Origin of the sequence: Paenibacillus sp. FSL L8-0158 (genome assembly GCF_038592965.1) — a bacterium.
Classification (GTDB): domain Bacteria; phylum Bacillota; class Bacilli; order Paenibacillales; family Paenibacillaceae; genus Paenibacillus; species Paenibacillus polymyxa_D.
Map to the genome: position 1 here is coordinate 4,695,019 of NZ_CP151949.1, position 20,019 is coordinate 4,715,037.

The 20,019-nt window shown below is 46.4% G+C and carries 22 protein-coding genes; 9 read left to right on the forward strand and 13 right to left on the reverse strand.

Annotation, left to right across the window (positions count from 1 at the left end; translation table 11 throughout):
• Positions 1–36: 36 nt before the first annotated feature.
• The gene (locus tag NSQ68_RS20715) at positions 37–1,572 is read left to right on the forward strand and encodes a Ppx/GppA phosphatase family protein (RefSeq protein ID WP_318627999.1); all 1,536 of its coding nucleotides are present in this window, start codon (positions 37–39) and stop codon (positions 1,570–1,572) included.
• On the opposite strand, the gene ppk1 is transcribed toward NSQ68_RS20715, so the two are convergent.
• Positions 1,532–3,640, reverse strand: coding sequence for a polyphosphate kinase 1 (ppk1, locus tag NSQ68_RS20720; RefSeq protein WP_342427064.1), 2,109 nt, complete (start codon positions 3,638–3,640; stop codon positions 1,532–1,534). The two genes, NSQ68_RS20715 and ppk1, sit on opposite strands and share 41 nt — an antisense overlap.
• Before the next feature lie 307 nt (positions 3,641–3,947).
• On the opposite strand from ppk1, the gene NSQ68_RS20725 reads away from it, so the two are divergent.
• From NSQ68_RS20725 to NSQ68_RS20735, 3 genes are all read left to right on the forward strand, one after another.
• Positions 3,948–4,193 (forward strand): hypothetical protein, encoded by a 246-nt coding sequence (locus NSQ68_RS20725; RefSeq protein WP_007431922.1) that lies wholly within the window; start codon positions 3,948–3,950, stop codon positions 4,191–4,193.
• A 201-nt stretch (positions 4,194–4,394) separates the two neighbouring features.
• Positions 4,395–5,057, forward strand: coding sequence for a futalosine hydrolase (locus NSQ68_RS20730; RefSeq protein WP_342427065.1), 663 nt, complete (start codon positions 4,395–4,397; stop codon positions 5,055–5,057).
• Entirely contained in the window at positions 5,058–5,915 is an 858-nt protein-coding gene (locus NSQ68_RS20735; RefSeq protein WP_342427066.1) for a 1,4-dihydroxy-6-naphthoate synthase, read from the forward strand.
• 156 nt (positions 5,916–6,071) lie between these two features.
• Here the strand turns inward: NSQ68_RS20735 and NSQ68_RS20740 are convergent, their stop codons facing one another.
• The 5 genes from NSQ68_RS20740 to NSQ68_RS20760 form a co-directional block, all read right to left on the reverse strand.
• Complete coding sequence (locus NSQ68_RS20740) at positions 6,072–6,392, reverse strand: hypothetical protein (protein ID WP_023990165.1); 321 nt, start codon at positions 6,390–6,392, stop codon at positions 6,072–6,074.
• 313 nt (positions 6,393–6,705) lie between these two features.
• Positions 6,706–6,996 (reverse strand): hypothetical protein, encoded by a 291-nt coding sequence (locus NSQ68_RS20745; protein ID WP_029518233.1) that lies wholly within the window; start codon positions 6,994–6,996, stop codon positions 6,706–6,708.
• Between the two features lie 18 nt (positions 6,997–7,014).
• Positions 7,015–7,341, reverse strand: coding sequence for a hypothetical protein (locus NSQ68_RS20750; protein WP_250266612.1), 327 nt, complete (start codon positions 7,339–7,341; stop codon positions 7,015–7,017).
• A gap of 57 nt (positions 7,342–7,398) precedes the next feature.
• On the reverse strand, positions 7,399–8,013 hold the full coding sequence (locus NSQ68_RS20755; RefSeq protein WP_342427067.1) for a hypothetical protein: 615 nt from the start codon (positions 8,011–8,013) through the stop codon (positions 7,399–7,401).
• An 84-nt stretch (positions 8,014–8,097) separates the two neighbouring features.
• The gene (locus NSQ68_RS20760) at positions 8,098–9,027 is read right to left on the reverse strand and encodes a DMT family transporter (RefSeq protein ID WP_342427068.1); all 930 of its coding nucleotides are present in this window, start codon (positions 9,025–9,027) and stop codon (positions 8,098–8,100) included.
• 148 nt (positions 9,028–9,175) lie between these two features.
• On the opposite strand from NSQ68_RS20760, the gene NSQ68_RS20765 reads away from it, so the two are divergent.
• Complete coding sequence (locus tag NSQ68_RS20765; RefSeq protein ID WP_342427069.1) at positions 9,176–10,054, forward strand: LysR family transcriptional regulator; 879 nt, start codon at positions 9,176–9,178, stop codon at positions 10,052–10,054.
• 109 nt (positions 10,055–10,163) lie between these two features.
• On the opposite strand, the gene NSQ68_RS20770 is transcribed toward NSQ68_RS20765, so the two are convergent.
• Entirely contained in the window at positions 10,164–11,738 is a 1,575-nt protein-coding gene (locus NSQ68_RS20770) for a sigma-70 family RNA polymerase sigma factor (RefSeq protein WP_342427070.1), read from the reverse strand.
• Between the two features lie 91 nt (positions 11,739–11,829).
• Positions 11,830–12,195, reverse strand: coding sequence for a hypothetical protein (locus NSQ68_RS20775; protein WP_342427071.1), 366 nt, complete (start codon positions 12,193–12,195; stop codon positions 11,830–11,832).
• 214 nt (positions 12,196–12,409) lie between these two features.
• Between NSQ68_RS20775 and NSQ68_RS20780 the strand changes: the two genes are divergently transcribed.
• Entirely contained in the window at positions 12,410–12,646 is a 237-nt protein-coding gene (locus NSQ68_RS20780) for a helix-turn-helix domain-containing protein (protein WP_103049988.1), read from the forward strand.
• A 667-nt stretch (positions 12,647–13,313) separates the two neighbouring features.
• Here the strand turns inward: NSQ68_RS20780 and NSQ68_RS20785 are convergent.
• Positions 13,314–14,084 carry an S-layer homology domain-containing protein gene (locus NSQ68_RS20785; RefSeq protein ID WP_341163176.1) on the reverse strand — a complete coding sequence of 257 codons (771 nt, stop codon included), beginning with the start codon at positions 14,082–14,084 and terminating at the stop codon, positions 13,314–13,316.
• 237 nt (positions 14,085–14,321) lie between these two features.
• Positions 14,322–14,681 carry an iron-sulfur cluster assembly accessory protein gene (locus tag NSQ68_RS20790; RefSeq protein ID WP_342427072.1) on the reverse strand — a complete coding sequence of 120 codons (360 nt, stop codon included), beginning with the start codon at positions 14,679–14,681 and terminating at the stop codon, positions 14,322–14,324.
• 372 nt (positions 14,682–15,053) lie between these two features.
• On the opposite strand from NSQ68_RS20790, the gene mqnE reads away from it, so the two are divergent.
• On the forward strand, positions 15,054–16,160 hold the full coding sequence (gene mqnE, locus NSQ68_RS20795) for an aminofutalosine synthase MqnE (protein ID WP_023990177.1): 1,107 nt from the start codon (positions 15,054–15,056) through the stop codon (positions 16,158–16,160).
• A 204-nt stretch (positions 16,161–16,364) separates the two neighbouring features.
• The gene (locus tag NSQ68_RS20800) at positions 16,365–17,432 is read left to right on the forward strand and encodes an NAD(P)/FAD-dependent oxidoreductase (RefSeq protein ID WP_307353246.1); all 1,068 of its coding nucleotides are present in this window, start codon (positions 16,365–16,367) and stop codon (positions 17,430–17,432) included.
• A gap of 117 nt (positions 17,433–17,549) precedes the next feature.
• Here the strand turns inward: NSQ68_RS20800 and NSQ68_RS20805 are convergent, their stop codons facing one another.
• On the reverse strand, positions 17,550–17,807 hold the full coding sequence (locus NSQ68_RS20805) for a YuzB family protein (RefSeq protein ID WP_023990179.1): 258 nt from the start codon (positions 17,805–17,807) through the stop codon (positions 17,550–17,552).
• A gap of 87 nt (positions 17,808–17,894) precedes the next feature.
• Here NSQ68_RS20805 and NSQ68_RS20810 point away from each other — a divergent pair, with 87 nt between their 5' ends.
• Positions 17,895–18,140 (forward strand): NifU family protein, encoded by a 246-nt coding sequence (locus NSQ68_RS20810; protein WP_013311836.1) that lies wholly within the window; start codon positions 17,895–17,897, stop codon positions 18,138–18,140.
• A 92-nt stretch (positions 18,141–18,232) separates the two neighbouring features.
• Here the strand turns inward: NSQ68_RS20810 and NSQ68_RS20815 are convergent, their stop codons facing one another.
• Together NSQ68_RS20815 and NSQ68_RS20820 are read right to left on the reverse strand one after the other, a co-directional pair.
• Positions 18,233–18,997, reverse strand: coding sequence for an SDR family oxidoreductase (locus tag NSQ68_RS20815; RefSeq protein WP_342427073.1), 765 nt, complete (start codon positions 18,995–18,997; stop codon positions 18,233–18,235).
• 144 nt (positions 18,998–19,141) lie between these two features.
• Complete coding sequence (locus NSQ68_RS20820; RefSeq protein WP_307353240.1) at positions 19,142–19,984, reverse strand: MetQ/NlpA family ABC transporter substrate-binding protein; 843 nt, start codon at positions 19,982–19,984, stop codon at positions 19,142–19,144.
• Between the last annotated feature and the right edge of the window lie 35 nt (positions 19,985–20,019).

Below are 20,019 nucleotides of genomic sequence, written 5' to 3' on the forward strand. Positions count from 1 at the left end.
ACCGGCAAATCGTTTTTTCAACAAGGAGGTCAACTCATGAATAGCAAAATTGGCATCATGGACATTGGCTCAAACTCCATACGTCTGGTGATCTATGAAATGACAGAGACAGGAGCCTATCGAATTGTGCAGGAATGCAAAGAAGCTGCCCGACTGAGCGAAAAGGTTGGGGCCAACGGCCGTATGGAACGGGAGGCGATTCGAAGCATCGCTCCATTGTTGCGCCAATTTATGGCGGTATGCCATATGCACGGGGTTGTCCGTATGCGTGCAGCAGCAACAGCAGCCATCCGCAATGCCACGAATTCGGACGAAATCGTCCAATGGATCGCGGAGGAGACAAATTTAACACTGGAAATACTGAGCGGAGAGCAAGAAGGCTATGCCGGTTTTCTGGGCGTAGTGAACACTATGAATGTGAGTGACGGAATCATCATTGACATCGGGGGTGGCAGTACCGAGATTACGCTGTTCCGCGATCGAAAGCGACTACATACGGTGTCATTTCCCTTTGGCGCCGTCAATATGAATTGGCGCTTTGGACGTGAGGTCAAGAATGGCGAATGGTCTCCTCAGCAAATTGAGGAAATGGAGAGCTTTGTCCGTTCTTCACTGCAAAATCATGATTGGATCTTCTCCAATCCGGATCTGCCATTCATCGGGCTAGGTGGGACCCTGCGTACTTTGGCTAAAATCAATCAAAAGCGGCAGGATTACTCACTTCCTGTGACGCATCATTACGAAATGACGATAGAAGATGTCGATTACTTCTATGGCAGTCTGCCCCATCTTCCCTATGAAAAACGCAAAAAAACAGCCGGCCTGTCCAAGGACAGAGCCGACATCATTGTACCGGGGCTTATTATATTGAAAACGATATTTGAAGCTGCTCAAGGCTCCGCATATTTGGTCAGTGGAGCGGGTCTGCGAGACGGCCTATTTCATGAGCTGGTCAACGCGGAACAGCCCGTGGTAGCTAATCCGCTTATCACATCCATTCGCAATATCCTTTCGTTTGCTGTCCCGGTTAGCGAAGCGCATGTCAAGCGGGTTAACGAGTACGCCGTCCGGCTCTATGACACATTAGCTAGCGGAACCTCAGCTGCTATGGACAAACGCTTGTTACTGACCGCGGCGACTCTTTACAAAACGGGGGCTGCCTTGAATTACTATCATTTCCGGCAGAATTCCGTGTTCTGGATCTTACATGCAGGTATTGGCGGTTTATCCCATAGGGAAACGGTGCTAGCCGCGTTGATCGCGGATTACCATCCCAAGAACCGAACCCCACGTTTGCTACGCACACATGCGGATATTTTGGAGCCTTCCGACGAGGAACGTGTACATCGGCTCGGCTCGCTGCTTCAGCTCGCGATTGGCATGGATCGGAGTGAGTCCGGAATGATTACCAGCATCAATCCCACTACAGGGGATGACGCACTGCATCTTCGTCTGGAAAGCAAAAGTGAACCCATATTAGAACAACGGGAGCTAGAATCTGTTGCTAAGGATTTCCAAAAAGCGTGGAACCTTACATTGTCGTGGTCCATTCTACCTTCTTCCAATTTCTAACCTTCATCGCTTCAGATTGGCTCCTGATGGGAGCCTCTTTGTCGTTTCTAGACACAAATTGATAGCTGCCATTAGGCAAAAGCTGGCGCGCCTTCACATTATCCCTTAACGATAAATGCAGAATATCTGCCAGCATTTCTTTGATCCCGTCATCATAAATTGGGCACATCAGTTCAATTCGGCGGGTCAAATTGCGAGTCATCCAATCCGCACTGGACAGAAATAACTCGGAATTCCCTCCATTTTCAAAATAAAACAATCTGGAATGCTCCAGAAAGCGGTCCACAATACTAATGACACGTATGTTCTCGCTGAATCCTTCCACACCGGGACGCAAACAGCAGACCCCTCTAATGATAAGATCAATCTTCACACCTGCCTGGGAAGCCGCATATAGTTCATCGATCATCTCCTGATTGGATAAGGAGTTGATCTTGGCAATAATCCGGGCGGGCTTACCTGCCAATGCTTGCTCTGCTTCCCTACGGATGAGTTCAAACAGCTTGTTCTTCATTCCCGTTGGAGCCACCGTAAAAGCTTGCAAAGTCTTGAGCGCAGAGAATCCCGTAATTTCATTAAACAGTTCGGAGGCATCCTCGCCAAGTACCGGATCCGACGTAAACAATCCGATATCCGTATACACGCGCGCCGTGCTTTCATTATAATTGCCTGTCCCTACATGCACATATCGTTTGAGCGCGTTGCGCTCATGGCGTATTACAAGAATGATTTTGGCGTGCGTCTTCAAGCCAACCAACCCATACACTACGTGACAGCCTGCTTTTTCAAGCGTACGCGCCCAGGCAATATTACGTTCCTCGTCAAAACGGGCTTTCAGTTCCACTACCACCGTTACCTGCTTGCCCGATTCGGCCGCACGTGCCAATGCCGGAATCAGCTTCGATTCCCCGTTGACACGGTACAGGGTCATTTTGATTGCCATCACATCCGGGTCCTCTGATGCCTCAATGATAAAATCAGTTACCGCATCGAATGATTCATACGGATGGTACACGAGCACGTCCCGTTTGCGAAGTACGTTGAAAATATCCTCTTGCGGGGGCAGTTCTTCCGGATACAGTGGTTTGATTGCCGGAAATTTCAAATGCGAATACCCCTCCAAATGATCGGCAAAAGACGACAAAAACGTCAGATCCAACGGCCCGTCCACCTCAAACACATGATCGAACAGCTTGAATTCGCGTTGAAGCTCCATCAGGGCATAGGGATGAATCCCTTTTTCTACTTCCAGTCTTACTGGGGCCCCCCGTCGTCTTCGACGCAGCTCTTTTTCAATCTCTTCGAGCAAATCTTCGATTTCTTCTTCATTAATGGATAAATCGGAGTTACGTGTAACACGAAAAGCATGAACGGCCTCCGGAACATATCCGGTGAACAGTGTTTGGATGTGATGCTTGATCAGTTCCTCAATTAAAATAAATGATTTCTTCTTGCTATTGGAACGTAACGGCACCGTAACCACACGTGGAATATTCGAAGGCACCTGCACAATGGCAAAAAGCGGTTTATCCTCCTCCGTATCCCCCGGGCGTCTCAAGACGACCGCTAAATATACGTATTTATTGTGAACGAGTGGAAAAGGACGGCTCTGATCGACCGCCATCGGCGTGAGCACCGGAAATATAATTTCATGAAAATATGCATCCAGCGACTTGCGCTGTGTCGTATTCAAGTCTTCATATTCGAGCAGTAAAAGACCCTTTTTCGTCAAGAGGCGAGAAATATCACGATAGGTTCGGTATTGTTCCGATACCATTGAGACAGTACGCTTGATCAGGCGTTTGTACAAACCGGAGGGGGTATATCCCGTAAAATCCTTTTGCATAAAACCCGCCTTGATCTTCTCGCGCGTCTCTGCAACACGAACAGCCATAAACTCATCCAAATTGCTAGATACAATCGCCAAAAATTTGGCTCTCTCCAGCAACGGTGTATCTGCATCCTGAGCTTCCTGAAGCACACGGCGATTAAATTCAATCCAGCTTAAATCTCGGTTAAAGTAACGTTCTGACCCGGCTTTATCCTTATTCTGACTCTCTATCAACATATGGCCTCCATCAATTCATGCAGTATAGTTACCCTTTATTGTACTATTAGATGAAACGCACTAGCATCACAGCAGTGTAAACGCAATGTAAAATGTGTGTAAACACAAACTGGATATTTGAAAAGGTCATTCGGATGCTTTACAAAAATAGCATTAAGCGGTACAGTGTTTACGTCTGTTTCATAGAGTAGATTGAAGAACCGTTTCTTTTTCAGTTGTTTATGTTCGTTATGATGTGTAGTAACCACTTAGAAGCCACGTTCAATTGCTGATTTTTAAATGGCATGATATAGGGAGGATTTACGTTATGGAACCCAAGAAAACGCCACGCGTACTGCAAAAAAACATCGAATTTTTCACCGCAGCGCTGTCTCAACACCTCGTTTCGGTCTGGCAAGAGGACCCTACAGGTGTATACTGTGAGATTGGCTGTGGATATATCGAGTTATTCAGTAGCGAGATGATTCGGGTGCGCAATCAAGATGGAACCCCAAGCCATTATGACCGCAATATTACCATGTTTCAGCTAATCACAAAGGATCAGCCGATATAATTATTATATGCTATGCCTGTGCTGTTCTTCCAGATTAGAATTGCTTTATGTTTACAACTACCGATTTTCATATCTGCTGAATCTTGCAGTTTTTCCAAAAGGCGCCTCAGAGCGCTTTTTTTGTCGACTTTTTTTGAACATCGTTTCGAAAAGCAGTATGATAAGGGAGCATATTACCTAAATTTAAAGGGGAATCAACCGATGGAGCATACAATATCAGATGGTCGCATCCTGGTTATGACCGCGGTTGAAGGCGAACGGGAAGCTGTACTGCGGGGCCTGAAAGGCGATACCCGTTTTGTGGTCGAGCTGGCTGGCGTGGGCGCACCGTCCGCGGCGGCTTCAACCGCGCTAGCACTGACGGCGGCTGGTGACTACCGTCTGGTCATCAGTGCCGGAATTGGTGGCGGCTTCGCGGAGGTCGCTGCATTGGAGAGCGTCGTTGTTGCTGACGCGATCATTGCCGCCGACCTGGGGGCCGAGACGGCAGAGGGCTTCAGCAGCGTGGACGAGCTGGGTTTCGGCTCAAGCAAAATTGCCGTGAACGTTGCCACCGCGCAGCGATTCGTTCAGGCGTTGCGTGCCACTGGACAGACGGCTGTCGCGGGGCCGATCCTGACCGTCTCCACGGCCACCGGTACGGCGGTAACAGCGGAACGGCTGGCCAAACGCGTTCCCGGAGCTGCTGCCGAAGCGATGGAAGGCTACGGCGTGGCCGTGGCGGCAAATAAGCTGGAACTGCCGACGATGGAAATCCGCACGATTTCCAATGCCGTCGGTCCACGTGACCGTGCAGCCTGGCGAATCAAAGAGGCTTTGCAAGCGTTGGAAGCCGCATTTTCTACATTAACGGAGGTTATATAGATGCAAATTGCTTTTTCACCTTGTCCCAACGACACTTATGTCTTCCATGCTCTGGCGCATGGTTTGATTCCGGGCGCACCCGCGCTGGACATTACATTCGCCGATATCGACATCACCAACAATCTGGCGATCACACCAGACGGACTGGATATCATGAAAATTTCGTATGCTGCACTCCCTTGGGTACTAGATGAATATGCCCTGCTGCCTTGTGGGGGCGCACTGGGCCGGGGTTGTGGGCCGCTCGTGCTGACCAAGGAAGGTTCCACCGTCGAAGGCCCGGAAGCCCTGTCCGGCAAACGTGTAGCCGTTCCGAGTGAACGTTCCACTGCCTATCTGCTGTTCCGCCTGTGGGCGGCCAAGCATGTGCCTGGGGGTGTCGGCGAGATCGTCGTGATGCCGTTCGACCAAATCATGCCTGCTGTCCGTGACGGGGAGATAGATGCCGGACTAGTTATTCATGAAGCACGGTTCACATATCCGTCCTACGGGCTTAGTAAGCAAGTCGATTTGGGGAACTGGTGGGAAGAAGATACAGGGCTGCCGATTCCGCTCGGAGCTATTATTGCCCGCCGTACGCTGGATCTGGATGCAATCACAAACTGGATACGTGCCTCTGTCGAATACGCCTGGAAGCATCCAGAAGCTTCGCGTGAATATGTATTGTCTCATGCACAGGAGCTTTCACCCGATGTCGCCCAATCGCATATCGACCTGTACGTTAACGATTTTACTGCCAATCTGGGCGACAGCGGATATGCCGCCATCGAAGCTTTGCTCGGTCGCGCCGCGCAGGAAGGGCTGGTACCTTCGTTTGATTTAGCTCAACTACGCCCTACATCCACAACAACACGTTAAAAGGGACAGACATGCCTTGCATGTTTTCCTACTGAATAGAGTAGTTTAAACATATAAAACCTCCCGAACGAGCACATGGCCTAGCCATGCGCCCCATTCGGGAGGCTTTATCATTTCATATGGGAATCCTCATTCGGACTCGCTTGATCCCAATACTTAGTTCTGTTCCTGCTCCACAACCTCGGTCTTAAATACGTTATCCAGTTTGGTACCCAATCTTTTGACCAGCGGCACCTTGATATCCCGGCTCAGCTCCTTGAAAAAAGCGTCCATGTCACAATTAATCTTATCCAACACGACCTTCACGGTACCCTCTTCCAAGATCTGCTCATTCAGATCCTCCGGTACAGTAACCGAGATATCATACTTCTTGCTTAACGTTTTAATGTAGCGGGTAAAGATTTCGATAAGCTCCTCATTGTTGAACTTCTCAACTGCAACTTGCCCTTTGTTGGTAAATTTCAAATTCACTCTCACGTTAGCATTTCCCCTTTTCCTTTTGACCATTTATTTTGGATAAACGTTGAACCTTTCAGAGGCTCTTCAAAGAAAGGGCCTTACCGGTCGTTTTAGACTCTTGTCCTTTGATATACTAAGTATAACACATTAAGGCCGTTTTCATTTCCCAACTTGTCGTTTTATGATAAAAAATGATAAAATTTGCGCATTTTCAGCATAAATTCTTTCTTTTCATGCCAATCATTAGGAGTATCCCCTACACGAATACACAAAAAAACGCCTATCTCGCATAAGAAAGACGTTTCCGTATAGATGCCTAAGTGGTATGCATTTACAGAGGTTTCGTACATTCCCAACCATGTGAACGATACTCACGCACAGCGTCTCGTATATCCTCAATATCATCAGAATGCAGCAAAACGGCAGGTAGAATAACCCAATATTCATTCTCCGCTAGATCAATAAATACGTCCTCGACATCGTAATATTGCATATCGCCAAATGCCGTATCCCTGATCTTCTGTCCAACTAAAGGCGTAAACGGAGAATCAAATGTTTTCATCACCTTCGTATATTCCTTCACGCCCGTTGCCGAGATCTGCTGTGAAATAATGACGCTCAATGCTGCTACCTCCCTGACCTAATAATGCTCATTATACCCTTCTCTCAGACCTTCTACAAAACCTTGTGCAAAAAAAATCATAAAAATTAATAGGCCGATGCCAATAGCAACGGAGCTGATTACAATAATGAAGATGCCCTGCGTGTTTCTTTGCTCCATTCGTTTCGTCAAAATTCCAAAAACCAAACCTAAGACACCCAACAATCCTCCAAAGACAAAAAAACTAAATATGAACCCCAAACCTGCAAAAATCCAGCCAAAGAAAGCGAGCAGCCATCCCTGCTGCTGCGGCTCGCTCTGTTTCATCTGCCAGCGTTCCCTCGCTGTAGGTGTGTATCTGTCCATTCCTTAACTCCCCCGCTTCATCTGTAAAACCCAACATCGGAATACATTAGGTTCCTCCTATTGCTGACCGGTGAGTTTAAAAGTGCCGCCTTCCCGCTTCCCAAGCGGATAATTTTGAACCGTCATTTCCACCCTCGTATTCTTATCCCATACCGGAAGCTTGTCAGATGTACCGTACTCTTTCATAGCTATGTTTATGACTTCCTCCGCCTTCTTCGTCAATGCAGCTGAGGACATATTATATTTGCCATAACCTTGATAAGCACCGCCAAAACCAAGATTAGGTTGATTGTTCACATTCAGTAGCACACCCTTCAACGTGCCATCTTCTGTTACATCAAAAGTCACTTTTTCCAATACAAAATCATCAGTAACGACAGATGTCTGCTCTAACATATGCGTTATGGCTGACAGGTTGGCTACTAAACTAACTCGTCCCAGTAGCGCCTCTGTATCGTTTTGTTGCTTCGTTAATGCTTGTGTTGTCTTATTTAGTGAAGCGTTCGCACTAGTTAAAGTATTTATCTTGGTATTCAGATTATAATTCCATACCGCCAAGGCTATACATCCTAGTACAGCTACTCCTGAAATGACTGTTGCTACAACTGCGAGCTTACGAACAGAATGTGTTTGCGGCTCCACAGACTGAGCTTGACTGCTTAATTCTCCCATACCAAACTTCCTCTCTACTTATATAGTCATATTTTACTATTCCCTCCTCTAATAATCTAGTATATTTTTCCTAATTCCATATTCCTATGCATTTGTACAGGAATTCGTTTCATCAGCCCTGGAGTTTCGGTTCTTTCGTTTTCCTGGAGATGCTGTATTTACCAGATACACACTGCCTGCAATCAGCACCAGCCCCACAACAAACGTCAAAGTAAGTGATTCCTTGAGCATTACCATACTAAAGACCGTAGATAGTACCGGAACCATAAACGTATATGAGCCGACGGTTCCTGCATCTCCATTGTCGATCAGTTTAAAATAAATCATCCAGCCCATCGCAATCACGAATATCGAAATAAACAATAGAATTGCGATAAAGGAGGCCGTCCAGTGAATATCACTCCATTTCTCGGTCGTAAATCCAATCCCATTGAGTATGATCCCTCCCAAAACGAGCTGCATCGTCACCGCCCAAATGGAATCCAGTTGCTGGCTTTTTTTCTTCATATAAATCGTTCCAAGCGCCCAGCACAGTCCTGAAGCTAGCCCCAACACAATACCCAGTACCGACAAATGCCCTGCCATCCCACCAGAGCTAATCACGATCACCCCGCCAAAACCCAGTACCAGTCCAATGACCTTCAGGGGAAACATGCGCTCCCCCAACCACATCCAGGAGAATAATCCCAACAGGATCGGCTGAAGGAACACTAAAGTGGAAAATAACCCAGCAGGCAAATAACGCAGCCCTACCGTCTGCAAGCCATAATAGCCTGCAATATTAAATATGGCCAGCACAAGATAAGTCCACGCATTCTGTCTAAAGCGCAAGGTTTCCAGGTGGCGCATAGCGAATAATAGCAGAATCACACCACCCAGCAGGGTACGGATTCCTGAAAAAAATATCGGCGGCGTATCTGGCAAAGCCAGCTTGGTCAACGGCCAGTTGATCCCCCATACCATCACTAATATCAAGACAAGCCACAGCGTAGCTTTAGGTGTTAATTTTTTCATAGATGTCTTCTCTCCCTTAGATTTTCATCGCTCATTGCTACCGACTAAAATCTGAATAGCCGTTTGCAAAGTTTTGCTTTACTAGCGTATACTGTGGTCACTAATAAATAAAATGAATGTTTTCAATAAGGGAGATAACTTTTCACTTATGACCATTACTCAGATTATGATCTTCGTTCGTGTAGCTGAAACGCTAAACTTCACCCAAACTGCCCATGAGCTGCATATGACGCAGCCCGCGGTCAGCCATGCCATCGCCAGCATCGAAAACGAGCTGGGTGTCCAGCTATTGCTGCGCGACCGAAAAAAAGGAGTGCTGCTGACAAATATCGGGCACAAGGTACTGCTGCAATTCCGTATGATGCTGCAAAGCATGGAAAAGGTACAGCAGCAGGTGGCTGCTGAAAAAGGTCTAGACGTGGGCACGATCACGATCGGTGCCTTCCCTTCTGCCTCAGCCTATTTTCTGCCCCCGATTATTCATCATATTCGTCAGCATTATCCGAACCTTGTTTTCGATCTGCATGAAGGCTCCACGAATGAAGTCAAGGAGTGGGTGCATACCAGAGAAATCGAAGCGGGCATCATCCTGTTACCAGACCCTCAGGTAGATGTAATCCCTTTATGTCAGGATGATATGGTTATTCTCCTGCCAGACGGTCACCCTCTACAATCACACAATAAAATCGCCATTCGAGACTTGAATGAACAGGATATGATCTTTTGTAAAGGTGGACATGAGGTCGCCATTATGGAAGGTTTTGAACGCGAACAAAGTCAGTTGCAGGCCCAATTCATTACTCACAATATTAGCACCCTGGTCAGCATGGTCCGACAAGGACTAGGTATGGGCATTGTCTCTTCACTCGCCTTGTCCACATTCCCCCATGATCTGACCGTCAAGGAAACCTCACCTCTGATCACACGTCAAATCGGTATTGCTGTACCGTCTCTGCACAATGCTTCTCTGGCTGTACAGTTATTTGTGCGTACTGCGCAGGAACTGTTTACGGATTTGAAGCAGTAGAACTCGGTGGTTTTTCTTGTTTTAATATGGTGTACTATAAAAATAAAAAGGAGTTTTCCATAAACGGAAAACTCCTTCGCACATTAAGCTATTTATTGCTACAGCTTGTTCAATGTCGGATCAAACCTCCGACTACATCATCCCATCGCCAAGAAATCTCATGTCCATGGAGATGCAGCCCCCCAAACCACTCGTCGATCCCTTGAACTGCAATGCGGTCGGCTGATCCGTTCAGTACCTCTTTACCCAACTCTGTCAGAATTACCTTTCGGTGCAGAAAATCCGGAATTTGTCTGAAATCCAAGCCGACCTCATCCCCGTCAATGATCAGCAAAGGATGTTCACCTTGCGCCAAAGCACGAATAACTTTCCAGTATTCGAGATCACCCATGCCGAGCACATGCAGGACGTCAGTTACCTGACGAAACAATTCCAGTGGCGTATCTACTCCATTATGAACGGTCTGAAGCGTGGTTTGTTCCACAATGCCAAGACCATTCTGCTCCGAGGGTAGCCGCTTGAGATGCGCTGTGAAAGCTTCATAGGCAAAAGGCAGGCCGGATGCTGCCAATTCAGACTTCTTGTCTTCCAGCAGATTAGCCATTTGAGTAGGATCAGGAGAAGCATATGCCTGCCAAAGCTCGCTTCCGAGCTCCATTTCTTGCCGCCCAATGGTCCGCCAGGTCCCGGATAATGTCTGAAGCTGTGCCGGAGTAAGCTGTCCTAGACCATGAAACCGTTCGATTCCCGGAAACTCCCCAATACAGAGCAGGCTCAGCTTCGTGCGGCCCAATTTCTGTCTTTTGAACCAGTGGAGCAGATAGGCGAGCATGCTCTGATCAAACAGGTCATGCTCAAACCACAACACGACTTCATCATACTTGATACATTCACGAAGTTTCTGCTCTTGTTCCTCACAACCCGTAATATATTCGCTGGCCGGAATACCCATCGTTTCTTCCAAGACCCGGGCCCGCAATGCCCGTTCTTCCGCCCCCGCTGGATTTGCAAATATCGGTCCTGCCGGATATACCTCTCTCCATACAAGCACATCACCCTGTACAACACCCTGCTTCAACATCTTACCTACAACATCACCGTTAACAATATGTAGCATGTTTTGCCCTCCCTCATACAAATGATTGAACACGGAGACGAGGTCGGCTACTGGGAGTGTACCTTTCAACTTTCGGCGGGCATCGTGCAGCCGCTTTTTAAGCGTCGGGATCGGAGTGCCCAGATAATCCGAAATCTCCTGAAGAGAGTAGCCGTAAAAATAAAATAGCCGCAGAGGCACGCGCAGCTTGGCAGACAGTTCCTTCACCGATTGTTGTAGAACTTGGCTCTCCTCCCTACGCTCCGCAATTTCTGCCAGACCCGGTACTCCTCCCGATACCTGCACAGCCTCATCCAGAGGAAGCACCGAATGTTGCTTGCGTCGCAGCATCCGCTGACACTGTCTTACGACAATCGTCTTGAACCAGCCTGGAAAAGCGGCCGGATTCTGTAGCTTCTCCAGATTCTGATAAGCCTCTATGAACGCATCCTGCGCGGCATCTTCCGCCAGATGAACATCCTTCAGCATGTCGTAGGACACCGCATATGCCATCCCGCGAAAATGCAGCATTAGCTGCCCGAAAGCTTCTTCATCCCCCTGCCGCGCCTTTTCAACCCACTCCCTCATACGTCCCTGCCTCTTTTCTTTCGTGTTCTTAATCTTAAGTGCCAGCTCCGTGGGGAAAGGTTACAAATCAGTTAGTTTCCAATGAAATATATCATCCTTTATTCTTCACGAGGTTAAGCTCAATATGACTTCGACCATGTAGCCATAGCAGTTCATCCAGTAAAAACGCCAAACCATCCTTATTACGCAAACGCTCAATCATTTCTGTAACGACCTCCATAATTTCACGCTGTACATTCTTTGCTAGTTGGAGCCCCCCACTTTCCCCATCCACATAAAGATGCGGATGATCAGGTTGTTCTACCTTTCGTACATGTCGCAGACACAATCTCCCATGTTCAATATAAAAGAAATAGCTACGATCATACAGAACCCCCTCAAATATCTCATACATATGAGGATCATCATCAGGTCCATATACCATGGCAACTCTATTCAATTCAACCGATTCCGTCATAAATAATTTCTCTCCTTCTGGATTGATTAATTTTTTTGTCAAATAAAGAACAAAAATTATGTATATATGTATTTAATGTACGACTTCTTATACATATAATACACTTTCACATGTACATTTTCAACACTTATCGAATAAAATGTACGCATTATTGTAATTTAGGTTTGACTTCTCTAAGATTTAAGTACATATAATAAGTTGAGGGGGATTGCTCATGGGATTGAAACCAAGTTATAAACCAATGGAAATCACTCTAATTAAACGAGATAAAACACGAACTTACCTTCGCACTCAATTAGGAATATCACCATCCACTTTGGCGAAAATGTCTAATGGGGAATTTGTAGCTATGAGTGTCATTGCACGCATTTGTGAGGAATTAGACTGTAGAATTGAAGAGGTTGTAGAGTTTATAGAGGAGCAACCATTAGATACAGAAAAAGAGCGCTAGCCTTTTTGAAGAGGATAGCGCTCTTCCTTTTTTATTAACTATATTTTCCTATTGTTATCTACCCGCTGCTTAAGGAACCGATCAATTAGTTCAATTTTTTGCTATATAGTAAGAAATGTACACGAAAAACGGAGTAGACGGAATGGTGCTGTACAAGCGAAGCGGTCGCTTTTGTCCCCGGATTTCTACCCTAACATAATCTTTATTCAAGAAATCCGGGGGCGGTGGCGATGGGAAGCACCATCCGTCTGCGGAGTGGCACTAAAGTAACTTTTAAGTTCCATTTATATATTCGATCTTTTGATAGGTTGCTCCATTGCTTTATAAGTCATGCCAGAGTAATCACTTATAATAAAATGGAGAGTGATACAATGCACTTTATAAAATCGATGTACACAAAACAAAACATAAATACCTCAGTACTCTTTTTTGCATGTTTAGTTCTATATAGTGTTTTTTCTGAGATTGAAATTAAACCCGTAGCACTCTTACTTTTTACAGTTGTATTTGCCTTTTTTAATGCCCTGAGTAAATTTGTCCAATCCACACGTAGTGATAATGATCATTAAACACATTCAAAAAGGCCTCCTTAGCAATATAGTACGCGACTATACCGCTATAGAGGCCTTCATTTATAGTTGGATCTTTTCTTGCTTTCGTCTGATCATCACTTCGATTGCTTTGTGGCTTCGTACAAACGCTGTAAAATGGTAACCGCTTCAGCCCGTGTGACTAGCGCTTTGGGGTGAAGGTATCCATCATTGGCGGTAAGGACGCCCATATTAGTCAGGGTGTAGAATGCTTCTGCCTTTTGAGTTTGGGAATCTTCATAAAAGGGCTCCTCTTGAGTCGTGTCGATGTATATTACTGGATAGCTGAACGAGTAATTGTCATTGTAATTCGCCTGACGAATTTTTATATCCTTATACTGCGCAGCTGCAGAGATTACTTCCTTGATCTCAGGATGAAGAGTCTGATTCGTATAATCCGTCCGAACGGAAGCAATCATCATCACATCCCAGCGGGTCAGCGGTTTGTCGGGATTGATATAGAATTGATAGTTTGGATATTTGCCTCCTACTCTTTCAGTGAAGCCCCAAACATAATCCCCATTGAATAATGCTGCAAAATCTTTATTCGCCCAGTGCTTACGCGCATCAACAAATTCTGAAGCTTTTCCAGACGAATGATTGATCTCTGGAAAAAGCTTGTGAAACATATTTACAAATTCCGCTTTCGTTATGGTTTTGCCTGGCTTGAAGGTGCCATCCGCATAGCCCTTGACAACACCTTTGTCGACCATCGAACGAATAGATTCAGCAGCCCACTCATATTTTGTCCCGTTCACATCAGTAAACGTATTTGCCGCGAATGCGGATTGACTAAAAAACAGTGCCACCGCAACCAACAGGGTGATAAGCCATTTCTTTCTTAACATCTCTTTCCACTTCCTTTAGGTAAAATTTATGTAGAACATAGTTCTCCAAACTCCATGTTATATCGGTATTTCAAAAGTAAATGATGATATTAGACAGAAGAAACAACACAAAAACGACCTCCGCAACGAGTAAAATCCCGTTACAAAGGCCGTTATCCGCAACCTAAACACATGTTTTAGGGAACCATCCTGACATTTAGGCTTCTATAATTCAGACCACTACTCGAAAAACCTTAATTAACAAGGCTCTTCGTTCGGTTTCCCGGCATCCGTAGCCGTACGGAAGCTTGAACCGCAGCCGCATGTAGCTACTGCATTCGGATTATGAATTGTGAAGCCGCCTGACATTCCGGACTCTTCAAAGTCGATTTCCAGACCGTCCAGGTAGGGAATGCTTTCCTTTTCCACGACAATCTTCATATCCTGTACGTTCATATATATATCCTGATCCGTCTCGTTGTCGTCAAAGCCCATAGCGTACGAAAATCCGGTACATCCACCTGGCGTAACACCCAGACGTAAAAACATATTCGGCGTTTCCTGCTGCTCCAGCATATCCTTCAAACGCTCAGCAGCGGAATCGGTGATGTTAATCATAGCTCCATCCTCCTCTTTTACTTCATGTTCTCCTTCAGTATACTCCACTATTTGCAGGTGCTCAAGTCATGGAATGTCCTTCCCTTACAGGCTTAAAGACCTGTTTTTCTATTCGTTTGTATTGAACAGCGGTGGTGTGAGGTTTATAATAGGTGAAGAGTGTGTAAAAGAAACTGTCGGAAATTTGTCATTTCAAAGGCGATATTTTGAGATATTCTTCATTGTAGCCTGGCATTGTAACATTTTTCACATATCGTATATCCGCGCTGCCGGATTCTTGCCGACGGAACGGGACATCCTCTGCGCACCAAGCGCTTGTGCCGCTGATTTGGCGGACAGCCTCGCACAGAGCAACTTGAAGGAGGAATAGGCATGTCCACATTAGTTACACCTTTTACAGACCGCAGAATGGCGGAAATTGTAGAAAAGGTACAGAACGGGATTCGTTTGAACCTTGAAGATGGTATATATTTGTATGAAACTGACGATATCCTCACACTGGGTCAGTTAGCTAACGAAGCTAATTTACGCAAGAACGGAAAAAAGGTTTATTTTATCGAAAACATGAGCCTGTACTTCACCAATGTATGCGAAGCGCGCTGCGCGTTCTGCAATTTCCGCAAGGATCAGGGGGAGGACGGCTCTTATACGTTGTCCGGGCAGGAAATGATTGATTATGTAGAGCAACACATCCATCCGGGGGTAAGAGAATTTCATATCGTCGGTGGTCATAATAATCATGTGCCTTTCCAATACTATGTAGACTCTTTGAAGGCGCTGAACGAAAAATATCCTCACGTTACACTGAAAGCTTACACTGCAGCAGAAATTGACTTTTTCACACGCATAAGCGGCTTGAGTATTAAAGAAGTGCTTCAGGAGCTGCAAAAGGCTGGACTTCAATCCCTGACTGGTGGTGGCGCGGAAATCTTATCCGACGAATATCGGAAGAAGATGCGTGTTACGAAAGCCAACGTGGACCGCTATCTCGAAGTACATCGTACGGCCCACAATCTCGGCATGAAAACTCATACGACTATGCTGTACGGTTCGGTCGAATCGTATCAGGATCGTATTGAACATATGCTGCAAATTCGTGAATTGCAGGATGAAACGAATGGATTTATGGTATTTATTCCACTGTCCATGCAGCCGAAAAGCAAAAACGCCAACATCATGCGCCGTAACTCCGCTTACGAGGATCTCAAAACCATTGCGATCAGCCGCCTGATGCTGGATAATATCGACCATGTCAAAGCTTACTTCATCAATATTGGCCCGCAATTGACGCAGGTCGCTCTCACCTTTGGCGCATCAGACGTCCATGGCACGATTGTGCGCGAGCAGATCAGCCATGCCGCAGGTGCATTGACCCCTGCCGGATTGACCCGTAAAGAGCTGATCTGGCTGGTCAAAGGTGCAGGACGCATACCTGTAGAACGGGACACCTTCTATAACGAAATCGAAGTTTTCGAATAACTGTAATATCGGATTCAGATTTCCCGCGAGCATTTCATCCCCATTACTCACACCATGCAGCATCTTACTGCCCCGGAATACGCTGGTCTGTCTTCCACAGGCAGGCCCGATTCTCGGGTTTTATAACAACAATAACTTGTGTTAGTTCAACGAGACACCAGACCATTTGCCGGGGATACGGTAGCGAAAGGAAGGCGAATTTTGATGAAAAATTTCGTTATTCTGGGGGGCGGCTATGGCGGCCTTACCATTGCCAAAGAATTGCTGGATAAACACATTCCCGACGATGTTCAAGTTATTTTAGTGGATCGAATGCCCTTTCAGGGATTGAAAACAGAGTACTATGCCCTCGCGGCAGGTACGGTATCTGATTTTGATTTGCGCGTACATTTTCCAGATGAACAACGTCTTATTCGTAAATACGGAGAAGTCACCTCGATGGATCTGGAGAATAAAATGGTCCATTTTCAAGACGGTGAACCCTTGCCCTATGACCAGCTTGTCATTGCGTTGGGTTGTACCGACCGCTTTCACAATACACCGGGGGCTGAAGAACACAGCTGTACGATCCAGTCGTTTAACCATACCCGCCAAACCTATCTGCGCTTGAACGAAATCAAGCCATATGGGCATGTTCATATTGTAGGCGGCGGTCTTAGTGGTGTTGAGATTGCTGCGGAGTTACGTGAAAGCCGCACGGATTTGAATATTACCATTATGGATCGGGGCGAGCGGGTGCTGTCGGCATTCCCGCAACGTTTGTCTGCCTATGTACATGCTTGGTTCAAGGAGCATCAGGTTAATGCCCTGAATCATGTTGCGGTTTCCCGTATTGAGCCGGGGGCTATTTATAACCGTGACGAGCAAATTATAACGGATGCAGTGGTATGGACGGCCGGGATTCAGCCGGTAAAAATTGTGCAGGATCTAGCCGTCCCTAAAGACCCTCAGGGTCGCATCGTGCTCAACGAATATTATCAAATACCGGATCATCCTGAGGTGTATGTGGTCGGAGACTGTGCGAGCCTTCCCTACTCTCCAAGCGCTCAGGCGGCAGAGGTGCAAGGGGAGCAAATCGCACACATTGTACGCGACCTGTGGAAGGGCCAAACGCCTCACCCGCATCCTTTAAAGCTGCGCGGTACATTAGGCGCACTTGGCAAGAAGGCCGGGTTCGGCTATGGCTTTATGGGCAGTACCTCATTGCGCGGACGGGTACCACGCCTGCTTAAAAGCGGTGTGCTCTGGAAGTCCAAACGCCATTTTGGCTAACCGTATGCTAAACAAACAAAGAAGACCCGCTCCCAGAGCAGGTCTTCTTTGTTTGTTGCGTGTATGGATGATGTATATCTCTATACAACAAGGAGCTGGCTAACAGAGCATTATATTTTAATCCAAGTCTAGGTTATCCCATGCTTCGGCTTCCTTAATTTTGTTCATAATCACTTCGTACAGGAGCTCTGCTGAATCTGCGGATACAATCTCACCATTGACCATCGCATAGGGTTCCGCGTTACACTGACCGCAATTGCTGAGGCAGCCGTATTCAATCACATCATAATCCGGATTCTGTTCCAGCTTGGACATGATTTCATCGGTACCCCAATGCATATTACTGGTGCAAAACTCAATAATAGGTCTTAACATTTTTTCACCTGCTTTGGATGACGGGCATTTTAATTTAGCCCGCTTTGTAATATAATAATAAAGGTATAGGAAAGGAGTTGAATTCTAATGAGCGAAACACAAAGCGTTCAAATGTATGATGAAGTAGCAGATGTACTGGATAAGCTCCGTCCGTTCCTGCAACGCGATGGCGGCGACGTTGAGCTGGTTGACGTAGAAGACGGCATCGTTAAGCTGAAGCTGGTAGGCGCTTGCGGCAGTTGCCCAAGTTCCACAATCACGCTGAAAGCAGGTATTGAACGCGCTCTTCTCGAAGAAGTCGACGGCGTCCAAGAAGTGGTACAAGTATTCTAATGCTTGATGCAATAAGATCATGAGAGTCTTGACTTCGGCAACGAAGCTCAAGACTCTTTTTTGTGTTACAGCGTCTGGGGGATCACTCAAGCTTATATGGTTGGCCGAATGGGGTCCAATCCTCCCGATACATCCATAATATTGCCTGTTATAAAATCCGAATGCTCCTCACACAAATAGGCGATCACTCTCGCAATATCCTCTCCGCTCCCCGGACGTCCACGCGGTGTCTCTTTATCCTGCATGCCGATGACATCGGCGATTGACATTTCCTTATTTGCTCCTCGAATATCCCCTGGACAGATCATATTGACCGTGATGCCATAAGGAGCTTCCTCCACAGCCAGTGACTTCGTAAAAGACACCAGCCCCACCTTGGCGGCTGCGTAGACGGCGCGATGTGGCCAAGCCCTCGCTTCTCCAGCATGACCAAAGCCAAAATGAATAATACGTCCCCATTGCTGGCTACGCATGTGAGGCAATACCAAATGATCCAGCAACATGGTACCGACCAGATTCCCTTGTATCATGGCATGAATCTCAGCTACACTGTAATCCGCAAACAGACGGCGTTCCCGGATGAACGGTCCAGCATTGTTCACCATAATATCGACTCCGCCTAGCCGATCCTGTACTTCACCAATCAACCTCGTGATATCTTCCTGAACAGAGATATCCCCTTGTAAAGACAAGCAGCGTACTCCCTTAGACTCAATCCCCCGCTTAAGCGCTTCAGCTTCTGCTTGGCTATGCACATAATTCAGCGCAATATTACAGCCTTCATCCGCCAGACGCAGAGCGGTCGTTTTACCTAAACCTTTGGCACTGCCCGTTATGAATGCGACTTTATCTCTCAACAATTTTCCTCCTGTTCACAGAGAACGGTCACCCCCAAGTATAAAATATTTAAGCTTCCCCTACAACTCCATCCCAAAAGAAACCCCCAGTCCTCTTGTTCAAGAGAATCTGGGGGTTGCGTGCAATGCGTTCTCGTTCCCTACTTAAAATGCCGGGATAATTGCGCCTTGGTATTTATCTTCGATGAATTTTTTAGTTTCTGGAGATTGCAAAGCTTTAAGCAACTTCTGAATCGCTTCGGAATCTTTATTATCAGGACGCGCTACCAGAACGTTAGCATAAGGAGAATCCTTGTCTTCCAGTGCCAGTGCATCCTTCGTAGGGTTCAGCTTCGCTTCCAAAGCGTAGTTCGTGTTGATCAACGCAATGTCTACTTCAGGCAACTGACGTGGCAGCATAGCCGCCTCCAAAGTCTTGAATTCCAGATTTTTCGGATTCTCTGTAATATCTTTTACGGTAGCTTCAATGTTGCTTGCGTCTTTCAGCTTGATCAGACCCTGTTTCTCCAACAACAGCAAAGCACGGCCTCCGTTTGTTGCATCGTTCGGAATGGCTACAGTTGCGCCATCTGGGAGTTCATCAAGCTTTTTATATTTTTGGGAGTAGATACCGAATGGCTCCAAATGAACTGCGCCCACAGAAACCAGGTTCATTTTGCGCTCTTTGTTCATCACATCCAAGTAAGGTACATGTTGATAGAAGTTGGCATCCAGTTGCTTGTCAAACAATTGCACGTTCGGCTGTACATAGTCGTTAAACTGAACGACTTGGAGACGAACTCCTTCTTTTTCCAACTGAGGTTTGATTGCTTCCAAAATTTCCGCATGTGGTACAGGAGAAGCTCCAACTTTCAGCTCCACTTCACGTGGTGATCCGCCTGTATTTTCGGCCGCATTGTTTGTATCCGATGTTGTGCTCTTTGTACCGCAAGCAGCCAGCACCGCAATTAATGTCAAGCTTAGTACAGCCAATACCCATTTCTTCATGTGATTACCCCTCCAATAATTTGTAATATTCAGGA